At 53.3% G+C, this 24,561-nt stretch carries 20 protein-coding genes; 11 read left to right on the top strand and 9 right to left on the bottom strand.

The window, feature by feature from the left end; all coding sequences use genetic code 11:
- The first annotated feature begins 26 nt into the window (after positions 1-26).
- The 4 genes from soxR (at position 27) to BL249_RS04695 (ending at position 4,571) form a co-directional block, all read left to right on the top strand.
- Positions 27-494: a redox-sensitive transcriptional activator SoxR gene (gene soxR, locus BL249_RS04710; RefSeq protein WP_099706246.1), complete on the top strand. Its 468-nt coding sequence runs from the start codon at positions 27-29 to the stop codon at positions 492-494.
- Between the two features lie 45 nt (positions 495-539).
- Positions 540-1,199 (top strand): glutathione S-transferase family protein, encoded by a 660-nt coding sequence (locus BL249_RS04705; protein WP_099706245.1) that lies wholly within the window; start codon positions 540-542, stop codon positions 1,197-1,199.
- Between the two features lie 212 nt (positions 1,200-1,411).
- Positions 1,412-2,761, top strand: a complete 1,350-nt coding sequence (locus BL249_RS04700) for an NCS2 family permease (RefSeq protein ID WP_099706244.1) — start codon at positions 1,412-1,414, stop codon at positions 2,759-2,761.
- Positions 2,762-2,915: 154 nt separating this feature from the next.
- Positions 2,916-4,571: a Na+/H+ antiporter gene (locus BL249_RS04695; RefSeq protein WP_099706243.1), complete on the top strand. Its 1,656-nt coding sequence runs from the start codon at positions 2,916-2,918 to the stop codon at positions 4,569-4,571.
- Positions 4,572-4,580: 9 nt separating this feature from the next.
- Here the strand turns inward: BL249_RS04695 and BL249_RS04690 are convergent, their stop codons facing one another.
- Positions 4,581-5,483 (bottom strand): LysR family transcriptional regulator, encoded by a 903-nt coding sequence (locus BL249_RS04690; RefSeq protein ID WP_099706260.1) that lies wholly within the window; start codon positions 5,481-5,483, stop codon positions 4,581-4,583.
- Between the two features lie 99 nt (positions 5,484-5,582).
- On the opposite strand from BL249_RS04690, the gene BL249_RS04685 reads away from it, so the two are divergent.
- From BL249_RS04685 to BL249_RS04675, 3 genes are all read left to right on the top strand, one after another.
- Positions 5,583-6,011, top strand: a complete 429-nt coding sequence (locus BL249_RS04685; protein WP_099706242.1) for a CidA/LrgA family protein — start codon at positions 5,583-5,585, stop codon at positions 6,009-6,011.
- Complete coding sequence (locus BL249_RS04680; protein ID WP_099706241.1) at positions 6,004-6,702, top strand: LrgB family protein; 699 nt, start codon at positions 6,004-6,006, stop codon at positions 6,700-6,702. Before BL249_RS04685 ends, BL249_RS04680 begins: the two co-directional genes overlap by 8 nt.
- A 127-nt stretch (positions 6,703-6,829) precedes the next feature.
- Entirely contained in the window at positions 6,830-7,375 is a 546-nt protein-coding gene (locus BL249_RS04675) for a YfaZ family outer membrane protein (protein WP_099706240.1), read from the top strand.
- Between the two features lie 34 nt (positions 7,376-7,409).
- Here BL249_RS04675 and BL249_RS04670 read toward each other — a convergent pair whose 3' ends face one another.
- The 3 genes from BL249_RS04670 to acs all read right to left on the bottom strand — a co-directional run bounded on the left by BL249_RS04670 (position 7,410) and on the right by acs (position 11,547).
- Complete coding sequence (locus BL249_RS04670; RefSeq protein ID WP_099706239.1) at positions 7,410-9,062, bottom strand: cation acetate symporter; 1,653 nt, start codon at positions 9,060-9,062, stop codon at positions 7,410-7,412.
- Positions 9,059-9,370, bottom strand: coding sequence for a DUF485 domain-containing protein (locus BL249_RS04665; protein WP_099706238.1), 312 nt, complete (start codon positions 9,368-9,370; stop codon positions 9,059-9,061). The genes BL249_RS04670 and BL249_RS04665 overlap by 4 nt, the downstream gene beginning before the upstream one ends.
- A 221-nt stretch (positions 9,371-9,591) precedes the next feature.
- Positions 9,592-11,547: an acetate--CoA ligase gene (acs, locus tag BL249_RS04660; RefSeq protein WP_099706237.1), complete on the bottom strand. Its 1,956-nt coding sequence runs from the start codon at positions 11,545-11,547 to the stop codon at positions 9,592-9,594.
- A 514-nt stretch (positions 11,548-12,061) separates the two neighbouring features.
- On the opposite strand from acs, the gene gltP reads away from it, so the two are divergent.
- Both gltP and BL249_RS04650 read left to right on the top strand, forming a co-directional pair.
- Positions 12,062-13,366 (top strand): glutamate/aspartate:proton symporter GltP, encoded by a 1,305-nt coding sequence (gene gltP, locus BL249_RS04655; RefSeq protein ID WP_099706236.1) that lies wholly within the window; start codon positions 12,062-12,064, stop codon positions 13,364-13,366.
- 213 nt (positions 13,367-13,579) lie between these two features.
- A complete protein-coding gene (locus BL249_RS04650) occupies positions 13,580-15,223 on the top strand; it encodes a dihydroxyacetone kinase subunit DhaK (protein ID WP_099706235.1) in 1,644 nt (547 codons plus the stop codon).
- A gap of 35 nt (positions 15,224-15,258) precedes the next feature.
- Here BL249_RS04650 and sbmA read toward each other — a convergent pair whose 3' ends face one another.
- The gene (gene sbmA, locus BL249_RS04645; RefSeq protein ID WP_099706234.1) at positions 15,259-16,491 is read right to left on the bottom strand and encodes a peptide antibiotic transporter SbmA; all 1,233 of its coding nucleotides are present in this window, start codon (positions 16,489-16,491) and stop codon (positions 15,259-15,261) included.
- 442 nt (positions 16,492-16,933) lie between these two features.
- Between sbmA and BL249_RS04640 the strand changes: the two genes are divergently transcribed.
- Complete coding sequence (locus tag BL249_RS04640; protein WP_099706233.1) at positions 16,934-19,387, top strand: sensor domain-containing protein; 2,454 nt, start codon at positions 16,934-16,936, stop codon at positions 19,385-19,387.
- 139 nt (positions 19,388-19,526) lie between these two features.
- Here the strand turns inward: BL249_RS04640 and BL249_RS18935 are convergent, their stop codons facing one another.
- Complete coding sequence (locus tag BL249_RS18935) at positions 19,527-20,057, bottom strand: GNAT family N-acetyltransferase (protein ID WP_158233100.1); 531 nt, start codon at positions 20,055-20,057, stop codon at positions 19,527-19,529.
- A gap of 452 nt (positions 20,058-20,509) precedes the next feature.
- Between BL249_RS18935 and BL249_RS04630 the strand changes: the two genes are divergently transcribed.
- Positions 20,510-21,421: a DMT family transporter gene (locus BL249_RS04630; protein ID WP_099706231.1), complete on the top strand. Its 912-nt coding sequence runs from the start codon at positions 20,510-20,512 to the stop codon at positions 21,419-21,421.
- A 21-nt stretch (positions 21,422-21,442) separates the two neighbouring features.
- Here BL249_RS04630 and tspO read toward each other — a convergent pair whose 3' ends face one another.
- The 3 genes from tspO to BL249_RS04615 form a co-directional block, all read right to left on the bottom strand.
- Positions 21,443-21,886, bottom strand: a complete 444-nt coding sequence (tspO, locus tag BL249_RS04625; protein ID WP_099706230.1) for a tryptophan-rich sensory protein TspO — start codon at positions 21,884-21,886, stop codon at positions 21,443-21,445.
- A gap of 113 nt (positions 21,887-21,999) precedes the next feature.
- Entirely contained in the window at positions 22,000-24,183 is a 2,184-nt protein-coding gene (locus BL249_RS04620; protein ID WP_158233099.1) for a putative bifunctional diguanylate cyclase/phosphodiesterase, read from the bottom strand.
- Between the two features lie 214 nt (positions 24,184-24,397).
- Positions 24,398-24,561: IS1 family transposase (locus tag BL249_RS04615; RefSeq protein ID WP_241898819.1), on the bottom strand; the 164-nt coding region annotated here is incomplete at its 5' end.

The raw sequence follows: 24,561 nt of genomic DNA, 5'->3' as shown, positions 1-24,561 counted from the left end.
CAAGTTAACTTGAGGTAAAGTGCTAAATGAAAAAAAATGTGAATTTTGCAAATAAAAAAGAACTGACTCCCGGCGAGGTGGCGCAACGTAGCGGCGTGGCGGTGTCAGCGTTGCATTTTTATGAAGAGAAAGGCCTTATTAGCAGTAGCCGGAACGGGGGAAATCAACGGCGTTATCATCGCGATGTTCTGCGGCGGGTGGCAGTGATTAAGATTGCGCAGCGTATTGGTATTCCCCTGTCGACCATCGGCGAAAGTCTGATGCAAATTCCTGCCGGAAAACGCATGTCGGCCAGAGAATGGCGGGCATTAACCAGTCAGTGGCGGGCTGAGCTGGATCGGCGCATCGCCACGCTTACCCGCCTGCGCGATGAACTGGATGGTTGCATTGGCTGTGGCTGCCTTTCTATGGCCCAGTGCCCGCTACGTAATCCGGATGATCGGCTCAGTATTCAGGGCACCGGTGCGGTATTGTTGCAAAACGATCCGCCGTGATGAAAACGGCTATACTGAAAAAACGTCATTCAGCGCAGGCCGCACATGATCACTGTTCATCACCTTAATCAGTCCCGCTCACTGCGAATTGTCTGGATGCTGGAAGAGCTGGCACTTCCCTATCAGCTGGTGCGTTATCAGCGTGAACCAACGTTACTGGCACCTGTGTCACTAAAAGAAATACACCCGTTAGGTAAATCGCCGGTGATCGTCGATGATGGCCTCGTGCTGGCTGAGTCAGGCGCTATTCTTGAATATCTGGTCGAACAATATGATCCGCAGCAGCAATTTATGCCACGTCAGGCCGACGTTCGTCAGCAGGCGCGCTATTGGTTGCACTATGCTGAGGGATCGTTAATGCCGTTGCTGGTGATGCGGCTGATTTTCAACCGTCTTGGTAAGGCACCCACCCCCTGGCTGTTGCGCCCGGCAGGCCGGATGTTAGAACAGGGTATCCGCAAAGGGTATCTTGATCGGCAGCTGAAAAACCATCAACAGTTTATTGAACAGCATCTTGGTGAGCAGCGCTGGTTTGCCGGCGATCATTTCACTATTGCCGATGTGCAGATGAGTTTTCCTTTACAGGCGCTGATGGCGCGCCATGGTCAGTCGGAAAATATTCAGGCCTGGCTGGATAAGATAGCGCAGCGGGATGCCTGGCAGCGTGCTATTTTGCGGGCAGGAAAAATCGATCTCAGCGAATAAAGCGAATAAATTGTTATCGCCGGTTGAAAAGCACCTGAACAGGTCTGATAATCGCCGCGCTAACAATAAGTCTTACTGACAGCAAAAGCATATTGCGCGACGTAAACGTTTGCTGTTATCGATTTCGCCTGCGTAAAACGCAACTGCAACCCGGGCGATAGCCAGTTATCGTGTTGTCCGGCTGCATACCACTCATTCAGGGGAATTTTTATATGTCATCGTCCTCGTCTCACTCCGGCTGCGCGCTGGATCGCTGGTTTCATATCTCAGCCCGTGGTAGCAGCGTGCGCCAGGAGCTGATTGCCGGCATTACCACCTTTCTGGCTATGGTCTATTCGGTGATTGTGGTCCCCGGCATGCTGGGAAAAGCCGGTTTTCCGCCGTCGGCGGTTTTCGTCGCCACCTGTCTGGTTGCCGGGTTTGGTTCGCTGCTGATGGGGTTATGGGCGAATCTGCCGCTGGCGATAGGTTGTGCTATCTCGCTGACCGCGTTTACGGCTTTTAGCCTGGTACTTGGCCAGCACATTAGCGTACCGGTTGCACTGGGCGCCGTTTTTTTAATGGGGTTATTGTTTACGCTGATTTCCGCCACCGGCATCCGTAGCTGGATAATGCGCAATTTGCCGCGTGGGGTAGCGCAGGGCACCGGCATTGGTATCGGATTATTCCTGCTGCTGATTGCTGCTGATGGCGTTAACCTGGTGGTAAAAAATCCCGGCGCCGGTCTGCCGGTGGTTCTGGGAAATTTCACCAGTTTTCCGGTGATGATGTCGTTGCTGGGGCTGGCGGCGATTATTGGGCTGGAGAAGCTGCGAGTGCCGGGTGGCATTTTGCTGACCATCATTATTATCTCTGTTCTGGGGCTGGTCTTCGACCCCGCCGTGCATTATCAGGGCATGTTTGCTATGCCGAGCCTGAACGATGCGCAGGGGCATTCGCTGTTGTTCAGTCTTGATATTAAAGGTGCGTTGAGTGCGGCCGTGTTGCCGAGCGTTCTGGCCTTGGTGATGACCGCCGTATTTGATGCAACCGGTACTATTCGTGCCGTGGCGGGACATGCCAACCTGGTCGATAAAGACGGACAAATTATTAACGGTGGCAAAGCGCTAACATCTGATTCACTGAGCAGCGTGTTGTCAGCAGTGGTGGGGGCGGCACCGGCAGCTGTTTATATTGAATCGGCGGCAGGTACTGCCGCCGGCGGTAAAACCGGCCTGACCGCCATCACCGTCGGCGTGCTGTTTTTGCTGATTCTGTTTTTATCACCGCTGGCCTGGCTGGTACCGGGTTATGCCACTGCACCGGCTTTAATGTACGTCGGTTTGCTGATGCTCAGTAACGTGACGAAACTGGATTTTAGCGATTCTGTTGATGCGATGGCCGGCCTGGTTACCGCCGTATTCATTGTGCTGACCAGTAATATCGTGACCGGTATTATGCTGGGCTTCGGTGTACTGGTTATCGGACGGGTGATTTCTGGCGAATGGCGGAAACTGAATGCAGGCACCGTGATTATTGCCGTTGCGCTGATTGCTTTTTACGCCGGTGGCTGGGCTATCTGACCGATCACATCATGGCCACGGGGGTTGCCTCGTGGCTATTTGTTTGTTTTCCGCACCGTTACGGTTTTTTATCACCATGCTTTTGTTTTACTATCCGCATAGGGCAGCGCAGGACGCTGTATTCACGCCTGTCGGAAGAGGCTAAACGCAACGCATGGAAATCTTTTTTACCATACTGATTATGACCCTCGCTGTGTCGCTGTCCGGCGTAGCGGCGCGTATCATTCCTTTTCAGATTCCGTTACCTTTGGTGCAGATAGGCCTCGGCGCTCTGCTGGCCTGGCCAACGTTTGGTCTGCACGTCGATTTTGACCCTAAGCTGTTCCTGGTGTTGTTTATTCCTCCGTTGCTGTTTGCCGATGGCTGGAAAACGCCGACCAGCGAATTTTTTCATCACGGACGTGAGATTATCGGTCTTGCGCTGGTGCTGGTGCTGATTACCGTGGTGGGTATTGGTTATCTGATCTATTGGGTTGTGCCAGGTATTCCGTTGATTCCGGCTTTTGCCCTGGCCGCGGTGTTGTCACCCACCGATGCGGTGGCCCTGTCCGGTATTGTCGGTGAGGGACGCATTCCGAAAAAGATCATGTCAATACTGCAAGGCGAAGCCTTAATGAACGACGCTTCCGGCCTGGTCTCATTAAAGTTTGCCATTGACGTGACGCTGGGCACCATGATCTTCACGATTTCCGGGGCCGCGGTCAGTTTTCTCACCGTAGCGCTGGGCGGCTTACTGGCCGGTATCCTGGTGAGCCTGTTATACGGGCGTTCACTGCGTCTGTTTAGCCGCTGGAGCGGCGACGATCCGGCAACACAGACAGTATTATTGCTTCTGCTGCCTTTTGCCTCATATCTGATTGCAGAACATCTTGGCGTTTCCGGTATTCTTGCCGCGGTGGCGGCAGGAATGACCGTGACCCGTTCAGGTATTATGCGTCAGGCCCCGCTGGCGATGCGTCTGCGTGCCAACAGCGTCTGGCAGATGCTGGAGTTTGTTTTTAACGGCATGGTGTTTCTGATGCTGGGACTGCAGCTGCCGGGCATACTGGAAACGTCGTTGCTGCAGGCCGATGCTGACCCGAACGTGAATATCTGGATACTGTCGGCGAGCATTGCCATGATCTATATTGCCCTGATGCTGGTGCGTTTTGGCTGGCTGTGGATTATGCAGCGTGTCAGTCAGCGGTTCCTGAAAAAGAAACCCATGGAATTTGGTAATTATTCACTGCGTGAATTACTGATCGCTTCTTTTGCCGGCGTCCGTGGGGCTATTACGTTAGCCGGCGTGCTTTCCATTCCGCTCTATCTGCCGAATGCCGATCCTTTCCCTGCCCGCTATGAGCTGGTGTTTATTGCCACCGGCGTCATCCTGTTTTCCCTGCTGGTGGGGGTGGTGGTGATGCCGCTGCTGCTGCGGACCATTGAAACCATTGATAAATCACAGCAGCGGCGGGAAATGCAGGAGGCGCGGGCGGTAATGGCGGGAACGGCCATTGAGAGTTTATATAAAATGGAAGAGCGGCTGATTGATGACACCACGGAAAATCTCGATCCGGATCTGGTTAAAGAGATCAGCACCCGGGTAATTGGCCTGATGCGGCGACGGGTGGACGGGAAAAACGATCTTGAGGCGGCGCTGCTGGCGGAGAATCTCGAGCGTCGCTTCCGGCTGACTGCGCTGAGAGCGGAGCGCGGAGAGGTTTATCACCTGCGGGCCACTCAGCAAATCAGCAGCGAAACCATGGGGGTGCTGCTCCATGATCTCGATCTGCTGGAAACGCTGCTGATGGAAAAAGAAGATCTCCATTAACGCGAGGGGTTATAAAGAGAGACGCGGCGCTTCCCCCGGCCAGAACTCGCGACAGCAGGCGATCCAGGCCTGGGCGCTGCGTGACAGATAGCTGCCTTCACGCCATATCAGTCCAAGACGCCAGACCAGATCTGACTCCAGCGGCAACCACAATAACTGGTTTCTGTCGAGCCGCTGGCAGATTGGTTCTGGCATAATTGCCACCCCCATGCCAGCCTGAACCATGGCCGCCAGAAAATCCCATTGTCCGCTACGTACCGCAATTTGTGGGGTAAATCCTGCTGTCTGAAAGGCCCGCATCAGCTGACGGTTAAGGGAGAATTCTTCGTTATATATCAGAATCGGGTGGTTAACCAGTTCGCTCAGTGGGATAAGGCTGCGGCGTAGCCATTCTTCGCTGCGCGGAACCAGAACGCACAGTGGATGGGTCATCAGCGGCAGGGCATTCAGACCGGAATCCTCTGCCAGCGGCAGGGCTGTCATGGCAATATCCAGGCTACCATTCATTACCGCCTGCTGCACCGTAAGCCCCCCGAATTCGGCTATTTTAAGCTCGACGCCGGGATAACGCTGGCGAAAGGCCGAAATGGACCCGGCTATCTGCATGCCCACCATCGGTGGGATCCCCAGCCGCAGTTCACCGGTTTTCAGCTCGGTCAGATCGCTTAACTCCGCTTCCAGCTGCTTAAACTCCTGCAGTATAGTTAATCCTCGCTGGTACACGGCCTGTCCGGTGTCGGTCAGATGCAGTTTGCGGCCTTCACGAATCAGCAGGGTACAGCTCAGTTCATCTTCCAGCTGTTTGAGCATTTTGCTGATGGTAGGCTGGGTAACATACAATCGCTCCGCCGCGCGGGTGAAGCTTTGCTGACGGACAACCTCAACGAAATAACGTAGCGCGCGTACATCCATAATCATTCCCAAAAGGCATAGTTTTAATAATATTAAGTTATTTTTTTCACTGTTTGTCTCTCCGTTATACTACCTGCATCACAAAATGAGGGAGACATCATGTCGCTCGCTTTGCATTCATCCCCACTGAAATGGAAACAACGGCTGCAGGTGCCGCTACAGGTTGCGCTGTATATCCTGCTATTTGCCGCCGTCAGTCAGCTGGTCAGCTGGCTTAATCTGCCGCTGCCAGCAAATATTGTTGGCATGCTGCTGCTGCTGGCACTGATCTCTTTGCGTATTCTGCCGCTACGCTGGGTGAAAGCGGGCGCCGGTTGGTTGCTGGCCGAAATGCTGCTGTTTTTTGTGCCGGCGGTGGTCGCGGTGGTGAATTATGCTGACCTGCTGAAAGTGCAAGGCTGGCGAATTATGCTGGTTATTATCCTGAGTACCTTGCTGGTACTGGGGTCCACGGCACTGGTTGTTGAACGCGTCAGTCGTTTTGAACGCTGGCTGGCGACACGTAAACGGGCAAAACGCCATGGCTGATTTCCTGATTAGTCTGAGTTGTCTGCTGGCTACGCTGGCCGTCTACTATCTGAATAAAAAGCTGTATCGTCGCTGGCATACCCTGCTGCTTATGCCGCTGGTAATGACGCCGCTGGTGCTGGTGGCTTTGCTACTGCTGACGCATATCAGCTGGCAACGTTATATTGGTGATAGCCACTGGCTGTTATGGCTGCTTGGTCCGGCTACGCTAGCGTTTGCCGTACCGGTTTATGAAAATCTGCCGCTGATTCGTCGCCACTGGTTGTCACTCACTGCGGGCGTGTTTACCGCGACCCTGGTGGCGGTATTAAGTTCGGTCTGGCTGGCGCGTCTGTTAACGTTACCGGAAGATATCCAGCGCAGCCTGGCGGTGCGCTCTATCACCACGCCCTTTGCGCTGGCAGCGGCAAAACAGATCGGTGGCCAGCCGGATCTGGTGGCACTGTTTGTGGTTATCACCGGCGTGTTTGGCATGGCGGTTGGTGACGTGCTGTTTCTGCGGTTGGCGATCAAACAGGGGATGGCTAAAGGTGCCGGTTTTGGTGCCGCTTCCCACGGAGCCGGTACCGCGCGAGCTTACGAATTAGGCCAGCAGGAAGGGGTTGTCTCCAGTCTGGTCATGATGCTGTCGGGCATTGTTACCGTGGTGATTGCGCCTTTTATCAGCCGTTTGCTGTGGGCTACCCTGTAATCATCATGCTGTAACAATGTGTCAATAACGGCTGCTAATAGTTGCATTTGTTAACAATCATCTGTTGAGCCACAGCGGTTCGCCGTTTATTCTTGCGCGAAAGAAAAATGATTCGGTGGAGATAATAATGAAAAAAGCGGTGGCAATAACCAGTGGGCTGATACTGCTGGCGGCGGCAACCTCTGCTCAGGCGCTTGATGGCAGCGTGACTGTCGGTAAAAAATACACCAACCTCAATGTGGGGATGGGTACTCGTACGCCTGGCCTGTTTTTAAACGGTAACTGGATGCGCAGTAATGATGACGGCAGCCTTTATGGTCTGGGGCTGGGATATAATCTTTCTGTTGCCGGACTGATGCTGTCTCCTGGGGTCAGGACTCTGTATGTCAAACCACATTATGGTAAATCTGGCTATACCAATGCTGTTGGTCTGGGTGCAAGTTATCCGGTTACCAGCATGTTGGGGTTGTATGGCAGCTATTACTGGGCACCGGCGTCATTCTCACACAACATCGATGCTTACAAAGATATTCAGGCGGGCGTGACCCTTAGCCCAATCCGCATGCTGACCGTCAACGTTGGTTATCAGTATCTGACGCTGGATGGTAAAGATAACAACAAAGACAGCGTGCTGGCGGACGGGCCGTATATTGGCGCATCTCTCAATTTCTGAGTATTACCCAGCCAGCGTCGGCTGGCTGGGTTGTTTAATGGCTTTTCCCCTGTTCGATACCGATACCGGTCTGTGAGCGGATAAATTGCGCGCGAAAGCGGGCGCGTTCTGCCGCAGCGTTTTCTGAATGATCGGTTACCGAAAACAGCCAGGTGGCAATAAAAGCGACCAGCATTGAAAACAGCGCCGGATACTCATACGGATAGACCGGACTGGCATGGCCGAGTACCTGTACCCAGATTGTTGGTCCGAGGATCATCAGAATGACGGCGGTTAGCAGCCCCAGCCAGCCTCCCGCCATGGCGCCACGGGTGGTCAGCTTCGACCAGTACATTGACAGCAGCAGCACCGGAAAATTGCAGCTGGCGGCAATTGAGAAGGCCAGTCCGACCATAAAGGCAATATTTTGCTTCTCGAACAGGATGCCTAATGCAATGGCAACAAAGCCAAGCAATACAACGGTAATTTTCGAAACCCGCAGCTCTTCCAGCTCAGAAGCTTCTCCTTTGCGCACCACGCTGGCATACAGATCGTGAGAAACGGCTGAGGCTCCTGCCAGCGTCAGCCCGGCAACCACCGCCAGAATCGTGGCAAAAGCCACCGCCGAAATGAAGCCAAGAAACAGATTACCCCCTACCGCATTTGCCAGATGAACCGCCGCCATATTAGTACCACCGATGAGCTGGCCGCTGGCGTCTTTAAATGCCGGGTTAGCGCCAACCAGGACGATGGCACCGAAGCCGATGATAAAGGTGAGAAAATAGAAATAACCCATAAAGCCGGTTGCGTAAAACACGCTTTTTCGCGCTTCACGGGCATCGCTGACGGTAAAAAAACGCATCAGGATATGCGGAAGACCGGCGGTGCCAAACATCAATCCCAGGCCGAGTGAAAGGGCGGAAATCGGATCGTGAACCAGCCCACCTGGCCGCATAATGGCTGCACCTTTGGCATGGACGGTCATTGCCTGACTAAATAATGTGCTGAAGCTAAAACCAACCAGTTTCATCACCATCACGGCCATGAAGGTGGCACCAAACAGTAGCAGCACGGCTTTAATAATTTGTACCCAGGTGGTTGCCAGCATGCCGCCGAATAAGACATAAAGCACCATTAAAATGCCCACCAGCACCACAGCTACCAGATAATCGAGGCCAAATAGCAGCTGGATCAGCTTGCCGGCACCGACCATCTGAGCGATCAGATAAAGCGCGACCACCACCAGTGAGCCGCAGGCAGAAAGGGTGCGAATCGGCTTTTGCCGCAGGCGGTATGAAGCGACATCGGCAAAGGTATAGCGCCCAAGATTACGTAATCGTTCAGCGATGAGAAACAAGATAATAGGCCAACCGACCAGAAAGCCGAGCGAGTAAATCAGCCCGTCATAACCTGAGGTATAGACCAGCGCCGAGATGCCGAGAAAGGAAGCGGCAGACATAAAGTCTCCGGCGATGGCGAGGCCATTCTGTAAACCGGTTATGTTGCCGCCGGCGGTATAGTAATCACTGCGTGAGCGGGTGCGTTTTGCCGCCCACCAGGTGATAACCAGGGTCGCGGCGACAAAAATAACAAACATCACGATGGCTTCGATATTGGTGCTGCGCTGCTGAACGGCTCCGCTGATACTCTCTGCGCTGTGCGCCAGGCCCGGTAGCAGCAGGGCAAAAAGCGTGGTTGCGATTTTCATTCTTTTACCTCACTCATCAGCTGGCGGGTCAGGCGCTCAAATTCGCCGTTGGCACGCCAGACATATACACCGGTCAGTAAAAAAGAGATAACGATAAGCCCGATGCCAATCGGGATGCCCCGAGTGACGCTGGTTGCGGCAGAAACGGGCGTTCCCAGCCAGTCCGGTGCGAAGGCGATCAATAAAATAAAGCCGATATAGAGCACGAGCATGATGAATGACAGGAACAGAGCGAAAGATTGGCGCTTGCGCACCAGCGTCTGAAAATGCTCAGAGCGTTCTATCCGCTGACAGAGGATATCGTTCATTTATAGTCTCCAGAAGTATGTTGGGCTTTCACCACAACCGGAGCAGCGTTGCCAACGAACGGAACTACGCACCGGAGGACAGCGGTTGTTGTTATTTATTTGTTAAGAAATCAGCTAAGGACCGGAGAGATGACAGAGGTTCCGCTGTCTGCCCATTCCCGGCGGGCCTCGTAACATATTCAGCAAACAGCAGAAAACCCCTCCCGCAGGAGGGGAGGATATCAGGGCATTTTAATCGCTTGTTTTTCTTCCAGCAGTTTTTCCACCACGCCAGGATCGGCGAGGGTAGAAGTATCGCCAAGATTGCTGGAGTCGCCGGAGGCAATTTTGCGCAGAATACGGCGCATAATTTTGCCTGAGCGGGTTTTAGGCAATGAATCGGTCCAGTGCAGGATATCCGGCGTGGCAATCGGACCTATTTCTTTCCGTACCCAGGCGCGTACTTCGGCGTAAAGTTCGGAAGAAGGTTCTTCGCCGTGATTGAGTGTCACATAAGCATAAATCGCCTGACCTTTAATGGCGTGTGGAATGCCAACCACCGCTGCTTCGGCAATTTTTGGATGGGACACCAACGCTGATTCAATCTCAGCGGTGCCGAGACGGTGGCCAGAGACGTTCAGCACGTCATCGACGCGGCCAGTGATCCAGTAGTAACCCTCTTCATCGCGACGCGCACCATCACCGCTGAAATAGCGACCGGGAAAGGTGGAAAAGTAGGTCTGCTCAAAGCGTTCATGATCGCCAAATAAGGTACGTGCCTGGCCTGGCCAGGAATCGCTGATCACCAGGTTACCTTCACAGGCCCCCTGCTGTGGATTTCCTTCGTTATCAACCAGCTCAGGTTGCACGCCAAAAAAGGGAAACGTTGCTGACCCTGCTTTTAACGCGGTGGCGCCCGGTAGTGGGGTGATCATAAATCCCCCGGTTTCTGTCTGCCACCAGGTATCAGAGATTGGACAGCGGCCATTACCAATCTTATTGTAAAACCACTCCCAGGCTTCCGGGTTAATCGGTTCACCGACGGAACCAAGAATACGCAGGCTGGCACGCGAGGTGCCTTCAATAGCTTTGTTACCTTCTGCCATCAACGCACGAATTGCGGTTGGCGCAGTATAGAGAATCGTCACCTGATGCTTATCAACCACCTCTGCCATGCGGCTGGGTTGTGGCCAGTTGGGCACGCCTTCAAACAGTAACGAAGTGGCGCCACAGGCCAGCGGACCGTAAAGCAGATAGCTGTGGCCGGTGATCCAGCCAACGTCGGCAGTACACCAGTAAATGTCATCAGCATGGTAATCGAAGACATATTTGAAGGTGGTGGCGGCATAGACCAGATAGCCGCCGGTAGTATGCAGAACCCCTTTGGGTTTACCGGTGGAGCCGGAGGTGTAGAGAATGAATAAAGGATCTTCTGCGTTCATCTCTGCCGGCTGGTGGCTATCGCTGGCCTGTGACATTAGCTCATGCCACCACAAGTCACGCCCGGGTTGCCAGTGAATGTCACTGCCTGTACGGCGAAAAACAATGGTGTTTTTCACCGAGGTGACGTGAGGATTGGCTAAAGCGGTATCGACATTTTGTTTGAGCGGAATTTTTCGGCCCGCGCGAACCCCTTCGTCTGCGGTTATCACCAAGCGCGCGCTGGAGTCGACGATACGTCCGGCAATGGCCTCGGGTGAGAAACCGCCAAAAATCACCGAGTGAATGGCGCCAATACGGGCACAGGCCAGCATGGCAACCGCCGCTTCCGGCACCATCGGCATATAAATAGCCACGACATCGCCTTTTTTAATCCCCTGTGCACTTAGCACATTAGCAAAGCGGCAAACCTGCTGGTGCAGCTGACGATAGGTGAGTGTGCGACTTTCGCGGGCGTCGTCACCTTCCCAAATCAGCGCCGGATGGTCGCCCCGTTTTGCCAGATGACGATCGAGACAGTTAGCGGCCAGGTTCAGGGTGCCGTCTTCATACCAACGGATATTAATGTTCCCTGGGGCGAAAGAGGTGTTTTTCACCCGGGTGTAAGGTTTTATCCAGTCAAGTATCTTGCCTTGCTCACCCCAGAATGTCTCCGGGTCCTGTACCGACTGCTGATACCACGACTGGTACTGTTGTGCATTGATTAAGGTGTCAGCCGCGATGGCGGGCGGCACCGGATAGGTTTTTATCTGGCTCATGACCGGCTCTCCTTGTAAATGTTAATAGTATGTCAATGGAGTGCGAAGGGAAGCGACAGAATCAAGCTTTGCTTATTTTTGAGTATTGGATCACGGCAAGTAAAGTGTATGACATTTTTCTTACCTGAAATTGTCCGTCTCGTGGCACATAAACCGGCGCGGACAAGGCACCGGTGCTGCGCAAAAAACAAGCGGCCAATCAACGATAACGCTGCTAATTACTAGCTGTATGCATAATTATGCTAGTAAATCATTTTTATTATTACCGTTAATAACAAGGGTTTAATGCGCTCTCCTGCAATAGATCATTTTATCTGCTGCCTGGGACTAATACGCACTTTTTTTACAGGGTTGATTTTTTGTTGAGGTAAATGGTACTTATCTGGGGCCTGATTTCAGGGCTATCTGTCCGTTTTACCCGCGAGCCAGCTCGGTTTCAGTTGATCATCCGGGGGATATTCCCTCCCCCGGCAGCTGCGCGCAGGTTGGGTTTTGTTAAGGAAGTAAATGTATTATGAAAGCAATAAAAGTGAGTCTCGCCTGGCAAATTCTCATTGCGCTGGTGCTGGGTATCGTAACCGGTGCCATTTTGCATAATCATCCGGAAAATCGTGACTGGTTAGTCATAAACATTCTTAAACCTGCCGGTGATATCTTTATTCATCTGATCAAAATGATTGTGGTACCGATTGTGGTATCGACGCTGGTCGTCGGGATTTCCGGTATGGGCGATGCCAAAAAACTGGGGCGTATCGGCGTTAAAACCATCGTTTATTTCGAGGTGATTACCACCGTGGCGATTGTGGTGGGCATTACCCTGGCGAATCTGTTTCAGCCTGGTGCCGGCATTGATATGTCAACCCTGACCACGGTAGATATTTCCCAGTATAAAGCGACCACTGAGCAGGTAGAAAATGCTCCGCATGGTCTGGTGACGACGCTGTTGTCGCTGATCCCGCAGAACATTTTTGCCGCGATGGCCAAAGGGGATATGCTGCCGGTGATCTTCTTTTCGGTACTGTTTGGCCTTGGCATGTCTTCGTTGCCAGCAGAGCATCGCGAACCACTGGTTCAGGTGTTTCGTTCTGTTTCTGAAACCATGTTTAAAGTCACTAACATGATTATGCGTTATGCGCCGGTGGGCGTGTTCGCACTGCTGGCGGTTACCGTTGCCAGCTTCGGTTTTTCTTCGCTGTGGCCGCTGGCGAAGCTGGTTATTCTGGTGTATGCCGCGATCCTGTTTTTTGCGTTTGTGATTCTGGGTGGCGTGGCCCGGTTGTGTCAGCTGCGGGTAACCACCCTGATGCGCATTCTGAAAGATGAGTTAATTCTGGCTTATTCCACCTCCAGCTCTGAAACAGTGCTGCCGCGTATTATGGAGAAGATGGAAGCATACGGCGCGCCGAAAGCGATCAGTAGCTTTGTGGTGCCAACCGGGTATTCGTTTAACCTCGATGGTTCGACGCTGTATCAGAGTATTGCGGCTATTTTTATTGCCCAGATGTATGGCATTAATTTGTCGTTGGGCGAGGAAATTATACTGGTGCTGACGCTGATGGTGACGTCTAAAGGCATTGCTGGCGTACCGGGTGTCTCCTTTGTCGTACTGCTGGCAACGCTGGGCAGCGTAGGGATTCCGCTGGAAGGCCTGGCGTTTATTGCCGGTGTCGATCGCATTATGGATATGGCGCGTACCGCGCTCAATGTGATTGGTAACGCACTGGCGGTGCTGGTTATCGCGAAATGGGAAAACCAGTTCGACCAACAGCAGGCGCAGACCTATGAAGCGAAGCTGAAGCATTTAACGTCGCCATCCTGAGCCAGCGCGTGCCGGCCGGTTTTGTCTGGCCGGCACGTTATCTGCCGGCTGCTGGCCGACGACCAGCCCCCCCCCTGACTGCCAGCCGCTCTTCATCCGCTTTTGTGTTCCATGCCACTGCACGTCACCGTGATCTCCGTTAAATTAACGTTTTTCAGGCCTTTTACGCGCTGAGCGCTGCTTTCGTTGTTACCTGACCAGGAGAGAGCCGTAATGAGTCATTTTTTCATGAACGATAAAAATCATCTGGTAAACGAGGCTATTGAAGGCCTTATCCAGAGTGCCCCTTACCACAACATCAGCCGTCTTGAGGTCGATGAAGATATCCGTGTGGTGGTAAGGCGCGACTGGGATAAAACCAGGGTTGCGCTGATCTCCGGCGGTGGTTCCGGCCATGAGCCCGCGCATGCCGGTTTTGTTGGCAAAGGTATGCTTACCGCGGCAGTGTGCGGCGATATTTTTGCCTCTCCCAGTGTTGATGCGGTGCTGAGCGCCATTGTTAATGTGACCGGTGAGGCCGGCTGTTTACTGATTATCAAAAACTATACCGGTGACCGGCTTAATTTTGGGCTGGCGGCGGAAAAAGCCCGTGGCATGGGGTATAAGGTCAGCATGGTTATCGTGCGTGACGATATTGCATTACCGGACAATCCGCAGCCGCGCGGTATTGCCGGAACGGTGCTGGTACATAAAGTTGCAGGTTATGCCGCCGAGCAGGGACAGACGCTGGAGCAGGTGACTCAGCTGGCCGAGCAGACCATTGAAGCGACAGCCAGTATCGGCCTGGCTTTTGCTACCTGCCATTTGCCGGGAGAGGATCGTGATGAGCGGCTGAATGCCGGTGAAAGCGAACTGGGCATGGGAATTCACGGAGAACCGGGTGTTACGACCCTCGCTACTCAGAATAGCCGCGAGATTGTCGCGGCGATGAGCGAAAAGCTGCTGGCGCGGATACCGCAGGGTAAACAGGTTGTGTTGCTACTCAATAATCTTGGCGGTTTTTCGATGCTGGAAATGGCGCTGCTGGTCAGAGAAACGCTGGCATCGCCGCTGGGTAAACAGGTCTCACATTTAATCGGGCCGGCGACCCTGGTCAGTGCCCTGGATATGAAAGGGTTTTCTCTCACCACCCTGGTCCTGTCACCGGTGCTGGAAAAAGCGCTGGCGGCTCCGGTGGAAACCAGCGGCTGGCAACCGATGTTTAAATATCAGGCAGCGGAGCGGCTGGCGGGCAAAAAATCCCGCGTTCAGTCGGCATTCACGCCTTCGGAAAATCAACAAAACGCCCGCCTGCTGCGTACGATTTGTCATACGCTGGTGGCGCTGGAAAATCAGCTTAATCAGCTGGACGCCAAAGTTGGCGATGGTGATACAGGTTCCACGTTTGCTGCCGGCGCAGGCCGGTTACTTAACGCGCTGGATAACCGCAGACTGCCGCTAAATGAAACAGATAAACTGTTGATTCATATTGGTGAACAGCTGGCTCTGGTCATGGGCGGTTCCAGCGGCGTTCTGATGTCGATTATGTTTACCTCGGCCGGACAAAAGCTGAGTGAAGGGGCCAGCTTTGCCGATGCGCTGGCCTACGGGCTGGAACGTATGCAGCATTACGGTGGCGCGCGGCCCGGTCACCGTACCATGATTGATGCGCTTGACCCGGCGTTTAAAGCGCTGCAGCAGGGCGCCTCGTTAAGCGAAATTGCCGCGGCGGCGCGTCAGGGTGCGGAAAGCACCGCCACGATGAAAAGCGCGAAAGCCGGCCGCTCCTCTTATCTTAATGCTCACAGCCTGGATGGTATTAAAGACCCGGGCGCCAGTGCGGTAGAGCATGTGTTTGCGGCACTGGCAAAAGAGTAAAATGTCTGCGGCGCGCGGCTGGCGCGCGCCGGTAACTATCGTAATACCTCTTCACTCAGTGGGGCATCACTGTCGTTTAACACCCGCTCAAAGCTGCGCAGACGTTTATAGATAGACATGAGTTCCACCAGTGTCGGCCATGAATTGACCAGATACTGAAATGAACCGCGCACCTGATCAAACACGTTAGTAATCTGCTGCATCAGGCCGAGGGTAATGGCTCCGGCGGCAATGGTCGGAAACAGTACCACCAGGCCAAAAAGGTTATCCGCCTGCAGATAGAGATAGCGGGCAACGTTGAAATACAGGTAGTGGAAATAGAGACGGAAATAGTTTTTGCGCACGTTATTAAACAGGGTACGCAGGGTAGGCGGCTGAGCGCGGCTGTGATCGTCTTCGCCGTATACCAGTTCTTTTCGGTAAGCGGCCTCAACGCGCTGATTGGTAAATGACAGGCCTGGTAATTTTATCCCCACCATACCCAGCAACACAGTACCAAATAGTGACCAGAAAATGGCGGCCCATACCAGACCATAGGGCACTTCACCGAGCACCGGAATGGTTTTTACATGGCTGGATAGCTGAACCAGCAGTGGCAGAAAAGCAATCAGCGTCATCACCGAGCTGATAAGACTGACGCCTAATCCCTCAAGGGTTGAGGAAAAACGCATAGTATCTTCCTGCACACGCTGTGCCGCACCTTCAATATCCCGCAGGCGTGACCAGTAATGGACATAATAATTATTCATGGCGCTACGCCAGCGGAACACATAGTGGCTGACAAAAAAAGCATTGCCCACCCCAATAATAATGGCCATTAGCGCAATGCTAAGAAAGGTTTTTGCTCCGTCATAGAGTTGTGAAATTTCGATGCTATTGGGTTTAGAAAGCGCTTTCTGGATCAGGTCATAAAAAGGATTGTACCAGGCATTAATTGCCACGCTGACTTCAACGGAATACCAGACGAGGAAGATGATCAGTGCTGAGCCAAGGATAGACCAGCGTCGCCAGGGATGCGGTGACAACAGGCGCCAGAAAACGTAAAACAGCAGCACCCACCCCCAGTACCAGGCATAAAACCAGAGCATTTGCGGGGCCAGAAAACGCATTGCGCTGACCGGCAACGGTTTTCCTGCCACGCCTGCCATGCCAGGAAACCGATTGATTAATTCACTGGCGCCGAAAAACCACAGCAGGATTGCAATGGCAAAAAACACCACCACGCTGCTGAAAAACAGCGTTGGCCTTGGGAAAAAAGACTTAAACATGAGCACTCCGCTGCAAATAAAGGGGCATAGGTTGCCATTTTATGTAAAACATCTCGCTGGCGTTGTTTCTATTAATTTCAGGCATCATTGACTTATTATTTATGATTGAACGCTTTATGTAATTGAGTTTTATTTTTATTTTATGGCGTTATTTCTCTGCCGCAAGCCATTCATCAGACGGTTTGAACAATTAGTAAACAAAATTATTACTGAATGTTAGTTACCGCATGTCGCTAAGCCTGCTAAAGTGGAAGTGCCCGCTGCGCTTTTGCCCCGGACTGAAAACCTTCTGCAGTTTATAATCAGGGGTGTTATTAGCAGCCTAAGATAAAAAAATACCATCTCAGCCAGCCTCACGGCTAATAATATTTATTCGCGTTTGATTACACGCGGCAATAGACTTATTTATCTCAGGACCCCTAAGTGCCCAGGCGAAACAAGAATGCGTGAAACCTCAGATGTCACCTACCGGCTGTTAGTACAGAGTATCGTCAACTACGCCATTTATATGTTAGACAGCGATGGCAGGGTGGTGAACTGGAACGCCGGGGCGCAACGCGCAACGGGTTATCAGGCCAGTGAAGTGATTGGTCAGCACTTCTCCTTGTTTTACAGTGAACAGGATCGCGCAGCAAAACTGGCGGATGACCAGCTGCGGGTGGCGCTGAACAAAGGACATGCTGAAGATGAAGGCTGGCTCTATCGCAAGGATGGCAGCGCATACTGGGCGCATGCGTCAATTGATGCTGTTCATGACGATGGGGGAAAGCTGATTGGTTTTGTCAAAATTACCCGGGATTATACCGAACAGCAACGCCTGCAGCGTGAGCAGGATTTACGTTTCCGGCTGCTGGTGGAGGGGGTGACAGACTATGCCATTTATATGCTCGATCCGCAGGGGAATGTCGTCAACTGGAACGCCGGAGCCCGTCGGGCGAAGGGCTATCTCAGTGATGAGATTATTGGTAAAAACTTTTCCGTTTTTTACAGCAAACCAGACCAGCTGGCGGGGGTCCCGGAAAAAAATCTCAATATCGCCCGGACCGAGGGGCGTTTTGAAGATAATAACTGGCGTTACCGAAAAGATGGGAGTGCGTTCTGGGCCCATGTGGTGATTGACGCCGTTCATGATGATGAAGGGCGGTTGCTGGGCTTTGTTAAAATTACCCGTGACTGTACGGAAATGCGCGAAGCTCAGCAGCAGATCCTGCAGGCAAAGGCGCTGGCGGAACAAAACAGCGAAAAAGCCGCTGCAATGTCGAAATTTCTCGACTCCATTATCAGTAATATTCCGTCCGCGGTTATTGTGGAAGATGTCGTCTCCGGTGAAATTTTACTGGTCAATGGCCAGGCTGAGCGACTGCTGGGACTGTCGGCCTGGCTTGCCGATGGCCGTAAATTGCGCGATCTGATGGCGGACGAAATGTTTGCTTTTTTCTCCGAGCTTTCCAGTGCGGTACAGCGAAGCGGGGAAACCCATGCCAATGAGCAGCTGATGGCCACGGCGACGGGAGATCGCATCCTTAGCTGTAGTGCCTCGATCATAGTGGGTAATGAGGCCCACACTAACTATGTTCTGATGATTGCTGATGATGTCACCGAGCAGCGCGCGGCGGATGCCCGCATCCGGCATATGGCTCATCATGACAATCTGACCAGTCTGCCAAACCGCATTCTGTTTAATCAGCGCTTAAAAGAGGCGCTGCACCGTGATCGCGAGGCGGGAAAACTCACCGCGGTGCTTGGACTGGACCTCGATAATTTTAAAAATGTTAATGATGCCCTTGGTCATCAGGTGGGCGACGATCTGCTGCGCGCGGTAGCGGGGCGTTTTCGTAGCGTGCTGCGTCCGCAGGATACCCTGGCGCGTAACGGTGGTGATGAATTTTCCATTGTGTTACCCGACCTCAATCATGGCTCTGACGCCGACGATATTGCCAGCCGGCTGATTGATGCAGTACGCCCCAGTTTCAGCGTGGATGGCCACAACCTTACCGTGGGGGTTAGCATCGGCATTGCGGTAAACAGTGGTGAACCGCTGCCGGTAGAGACGCTGTTACGTCATGCCGATATGGCGCTGTATGAAGCTAAACGTAACGGACGCGATCGCTATGAGCATTTCTCGTTGCAGATGGATGAGGCGGCACGCAAACGCTGTCTGGTAGAAATGGATCTGCGTGAGGCGATTACCCAGCATCAGTTGCGGTTGTATTACCAGCCCATTACCGATGGGCATCAGGGGGACATTGTTGGTTATGAAGCGCTCATGCGCTGGCACCACCCGCTGAAGGGAATCATTATGCCACTGGACTTTATTCCGGTGGCAGAAGAGACCGGTCTGATCCACAGCCTTGGTGCTTACGCATTGCATGAAGCCTGCAAAGAGGCGGCGGGCTGGCCACATGATCAGAGCGTTGCGGTCAATCTGTCGCCGGTACAGTTCAAAAACAATGGCCTGGTCTCTATTGTGGCGGCGGCACTGAAAGAGAGTCAGCTGGCGCCGCACCGGCTTGAGGTTGAAATTACTGAATCCGTATTGCTGGATAATAATATGACCAATATCCGCACGCTGCAGCAGCTGAAAAATCTGGGGGTACGGATTGCGCTGGATGACTTTGGAACCGGCTACTCCTCGCTGAGTTATCTGCGCTCATTCCCGTTTGACAAAATTAAAATTGATAAGTCATTTATTAACGATATGCAAACTAGCCGGGAATCGCTGGCGATTATTCGCGCCATTACCGGAATGAGCCGCAGTCTGGATATTGAGATTACGGCGGAAGGGGTGGAAAACGCCGAACAGTTCCAGCGTTTGCAGGAAGAAGGATGCACGCTGTTTCAGGGGTACTATTTTGGCCGACCTGAGCCTTCAGAATTGCTGTTAAAAAAGAAGTAGCGATAGTCATCCATCACCGGTCAGCGCCTGGATAAACCTCATCCTGCTTGCCGGCCAGTCCGGCAAAGGCGCATGGCGGACAGATGCTGCTATCACAGCAGCGGTAACCTGTGAACCCATGCGGAAAGTTAACCGGCTTTCAGGCCGCGCTGCGTGCGCGCATTGTCAGATAATCCTCGCGCAGCATGCCATATATCAGCGTGTCCCAGCGCTGGCCATTGCTGGCCTGAACGTTACCGCGTCTTATTCCTTCATAGACAAAGCCGAGCTTTTTGTAGGTACGAATTGCGGCGTTATTAAAGCTATAAACGGACAGTTCCAGCCGCTGCATGGTGATATCGGCGAAGAAAAAGTCGACCACTGGCTTAAGCAACGGCAGTGCCAGTCCCTTGCCGCGCCAGGCTGGATTAATGACCACTCTGGCCAGGACCGCCATATGTTGCTGGCGGTGAAAGTGCAGTTGCGCTGAGCCGACCAGCTCGCCGTTAATACGGCCGGCAAAGGTAATGCCCGGCGTGTTATCGGCCTGCGGATTGCTGAGGGAACGCAGAAAAGCCGCGCTGAACGGAAAAGCCAGTTCCGGGCCGCCAAATTGCAGCACCTCATCAGCATGGTTAAACCAGCGGGTAAATTCAGGCAGATCGGCTGTGGTAAAACGGTCAACGTGCATCGCTTTCTCTTCCGGTTGCAAACATTTTAGTTTTAACCCACCTGACAAACTTCGCCACAAAAAAATGACCGGCGGTGAAATTTCAGAGGCTTTCCCTGCAGGAAACGCGTCTGAATTTAGGATGCATCGTGCCGACGCCGTTGGCGCAATCGTTCCCCGCCGTGAAATAGCTGAGGGCGGAACGGCCCGGTTTCGTCGCCGGCGCCGACGCTTGTCAGACGCCATACTCTGCGGCTGTTTTGCCCGCCAGCGCCTGGGAGGTCGCATCCGGGCCTGCGGACGGATATGATGGCTGTCGGGACCTGTATTTTGACTTTTTTCGCGAGGTGACCGCCGTTGCATGTGATCTGCCAGGCGAGCCGCTCAGTGCTTCAGACGTATAAACACTGACCGCCGCGGTTATCAGCTGCTGTATAACGACAATCAACGCATGAATTAACAGGATGTAGATAATGCAGAAATCGGATATCGCCAGGTTGTTATTACTGGCTGCGCTCTGGGGTGCCAGCTTTATGTTTATGCGTGTCGCCTCGCCGGCTTTCGGGGCGATAAATACTGCTTTTTTACGGGTGTTTTTTGGCTTTTGTGGCCTCAGCGTTATTCTGCTGACGATGGGCGTCAGCTTTCGCTTTGACGGAAAAATGAAATGGGTGTTGTTGCTCGGTGTAGTGAATTCCGGCCTACCGTTTTTAATGTATTGTATTGCCGCTCAGCTGCTGCCTGCTGGTTATTCCGCCATTCTCAATGCCACCACGCCGATGATGGGCGTGATGATCGGCGCGCTGTTTTTTGCCGAAGCGCTGACGCTGAAAAAAAGCGCCGGAGTGATAACCGGCTTATGTGGCATTGTGCTGATTACCAGTACCGGTAACGCCAGTGAAATTCATGTCTTAATACCCGGTATGCTTTGCTGTTTGCTGGCCACTGCCTGCTATGGGACTGCGGGATTTCTCACCCGGCGCTGGATTCATCAACGCGGCGGGCTGGACGCGCGAACCCTGGCAATGGGCAGTCAGCTTGGCGCAACGCTGTTTTTACTGCCCTTTTTTATTGGCTCACTGATAAGCGGTCCACAGGTACATTGGGCGCAAAGTAGTGCCTGGTTTAGCGTGCTGGCGGTTGGCCTGTTGTGTACCGCAGCGGCCTATATATTATATTTTCGCCTGCTGGCCAGTATCGGCCCGCTGCGATCGCTGACGGTGACTTTTCTGATCCCACCCTTTGGCGTGTTATGGGGCTGGTTGTTCCTTGATGAAGCGCTGTCGGGACGTTTTTTTATGGGGGCGGCGGTAATTTGCCTTGCGGTCTGGCTGGTGATTACCCCCTCGCGGGCCGAACGGGCCAGCCAGCCCATGACGAAGTAGTGTTGCGGACGCGTGAAACCGCTAGCTACGGTTGTGGCATAAAATGGAGAAATTAAGCGCACAGGCCAGTGAAAGCCACAGCAGATAGGGCAGCAGAAGCAGGGCGCTGAGGCTGTCCAGCGGCAGGGCCAGGGCTATCATTGCTGCGACCACCAGCCAGAGCGCAAGCAGAACTGTCATTGCGCTTCGCAGGCGATGTGCGCCGAAAAATAGCGGGCTCCACAGGGTATTGAGGGTTATTTGCAGCGCCCAGAGTGCCAGTAAGGTTGCGCTGCCGGGCTGCTGTGTTAGCCGGTAGCCCGCCCAGGCAAGCAGCAAATAGATCAGCGACCAGCTCAGGGGAAAAGCCCAGTCTGGCGGGGTAAAAGCCGGTTTTTTTAACGTGGTATACCAGTGTCCGGGTTTAAAAATCATGCCGGTTGATCCTGCTGCAATGCAGGCAAACAGGAACAGAAAAAAAGTCATTGGTTCTCCTCAGGTGATTAAGCGTACCGGCATTAAGCGTAGACGGCGCGCCGCCGCTGTACAGGCGCACATGAGGGAAAACTATCATGGTTGTTCGGGTGGGCATTGTCCGCTTACTGCGGCCTGGCGTTCTGGCCGGGGGCAGATTGGGCGATTAACAGATCATGAATGGCTTCCGCTGGCTGGGCGCGGTGAAACAAATATCCCTGCAGGCGATCGCAGCCCGCCGCGGTCAGTGCGGCATATTGTTCCTGCGTTTCCACCCCTTCTGCCGTGACGCTCAGCTGCATAGCGTGACCCAGATCCACGACTGCCCGTACAATGGCGGTTGCATTGGCTACCTGTCCCAGCGGCTGGATAAACGCCCGATCGATTTTGATGGTATTGACCGGAAAACGGCTCAGGTAGCTGAGGCTGGAATAACCGGTACCAAAATCATCCAGCGCCAGATGGAAACCGCGTTCACGCAGCGAACGCACCAGGGCATTTGCTTCCTGTTCGTCATCAATCAGGATACCTTCGGTAATTTCCAGTTCTATCTGCTGTGGCGCAATACCGGCAGCGGCAACCAGTTGCATCAGCCGGTCGACAAAATGCCGCGAGCGCAGCTGTAGCGGCGAGACGTTTACCGCAACCATCAGCTGCGGCCAGCGTTTTGCCATGCTAAAGGCTTGCCGCAGTGTCCATTCACCCAGCGGAATAATCAGGCCATTTTCCTCTGCCAGCGGAATAAATGTGGCCGGTGAAATCATGCCCTGCTGCGGATGCTGCCAGCGTATCAGGGCTTCAACGCCAACAATTTTTCCACTGAGTGCACAGATAATTGGCTGATACCACAGCATTAATTCTGTATCATCTTCCAGCGCGTCGCGTAACTCGTTAGCCAGCAGCTGACGGAGTTTTACGGAACTGTCCATGCTGCCTTCATAGAGACAGAACTGACCGCGTCCGCGCGATTTTGCCGCGTAAAGCGCAATATCAGCCTTACGCATCAGTTCACGACGGTTAAGTCCATGCTTAGGTGCCAGCACTACCCCAATGCTGACGCCGGTGTGCAGCTGATAACCCTGAATCAGTAAGGTTGTGGCAAGATCGTCTATCACCTGATGGCAGAATGCCTCTGCTTCGGCCCGCTCGGTAATATCATTGAGCAGTACCACGAATTCATCGCCGCCGAGGCGGCCAACAACGGCTGCTTCCGGTAACAACAGAGACGTCAGCCGCTGTGCCACGGCGACGATCAGTGCATCGCCAATCGGATGGCCCCAGGTATCGTTGATCATTTTGAAACGGTCGAGATCAAGTAACAATAGCGCAAGACCACTGCCGCGTGGCGGCATTGCCGCCAGCAGCTCGCTCAGCCGGGTATGAATCATAATACGATTGGGTAAACCGGAAAGTACATCGTGTGAGGCCAGATGCTGGGCATGGGCTTCACTTTCACGCAGCTGATGCAGCGAGCGGGCCAGTGAATGTGAAGCGCGCGCCAGGCGACGCATCATCAGCAAACTTAACAGCACCACAATTGCCAGGACCACACAGACAAAAGGCAGCATTACTTGCTGAATCTCTTTACCGGGGCGCATCGGTAACCAGCTGAGATAACTTACCGGGGTATTTAGCGCAGAGTTGAGCTGAAAGCCGGCACCTGTGGCCTTTTTGGCCGGATGATTAAAATGGAAGTTTTGCAACACACCGCCAGTTTCCAGCGCGGCAAAGAAATTGTCCGGCAGATAGCGAATCCGCAGCAGACGGCTGGCGGGGAAGTCACGGGTTGCGTGGATATCCCCCAGCGACAGCTCTGCAACCCGATCGTGCAGGCGGACAATATCCGAAAAGACAATGGCGGGATTTTGCTGAAAATGGCTGAGCCAGGGATGCAGCGTCGGGGCGGTTTGCGCCCAGTCAGCGGCCGTTGCTGGTTGTCCTTTGCGCCAGCCTTCCACCAGCTGGTTGTGGCTATCCAGCAGCCAGACTTCGTCGGCGTCCTGCAGCCGCCAGAGCGCTTCGCCGAGATGCTGCTGACGCCACTGGCGGTCGGTTGCCGCCGGGCCCAGATGGTTGCGCAAGTCGTCCCATTGCTGCAGGGATTCGTGGTGCTGACGCCAGTGGGTTAAATCCAGCAGCAGCAGGTTTTTGACAACCTGTTGCTGTTTTTCCAGCGCCTTTTTATCGGCAATGGTGGCAATCTGCGTCAGCACCAGCGCTGCGCCTACCATGACCAGCAGCAGCACTGCGATTACCGGAAACAGGACGTTACGCTGAAAGTCGCGGCGCAGACTGCCGGATTCAGCCATTTCTTTGCACATTCATTCAGCTACCAGCCGGTCAGCAAGGATGTCCCATTCTGCATTAAGAACGCGCTGTCTGGTAGTGACATTTTAGCCTGTAAGGCCAGATTTAATGGTCAAAAGGTGGTTGAGCTAACAGCAGCCGATCAATGATTTCCAGCACGCCCTCGTGATTATTATCTCCCGCCTGATAACGGGCAATTTTTGGTGATGCCTCCAATTAGTAGAACATGTGTTTCTCGATAAACGCTCCAATGACTTTTTCGTGGATCTCAACTGAGCGCGAAAAGCAGATTGTTTTACGAGCCAACCGTTTAATGCGGGTGCGGAGCGTCAGGTTATTACGTTCAATGCGTTGGGTGAAAATTTTGCCCGTCAGATGCT

Source organism: Erwinia sp. OLFS4, from assembly GCF_002752165.1.
GTDB lineage: Bacteria > Pseudomonadota > Gammaproteobacteria > Enterobacterales > Enterobacteriaceae > Izhakiella.
Note: the sequence above shows the minus strand (reverse complement) of the source record. Positions and strands in the feature narration are given on the sequence as shown.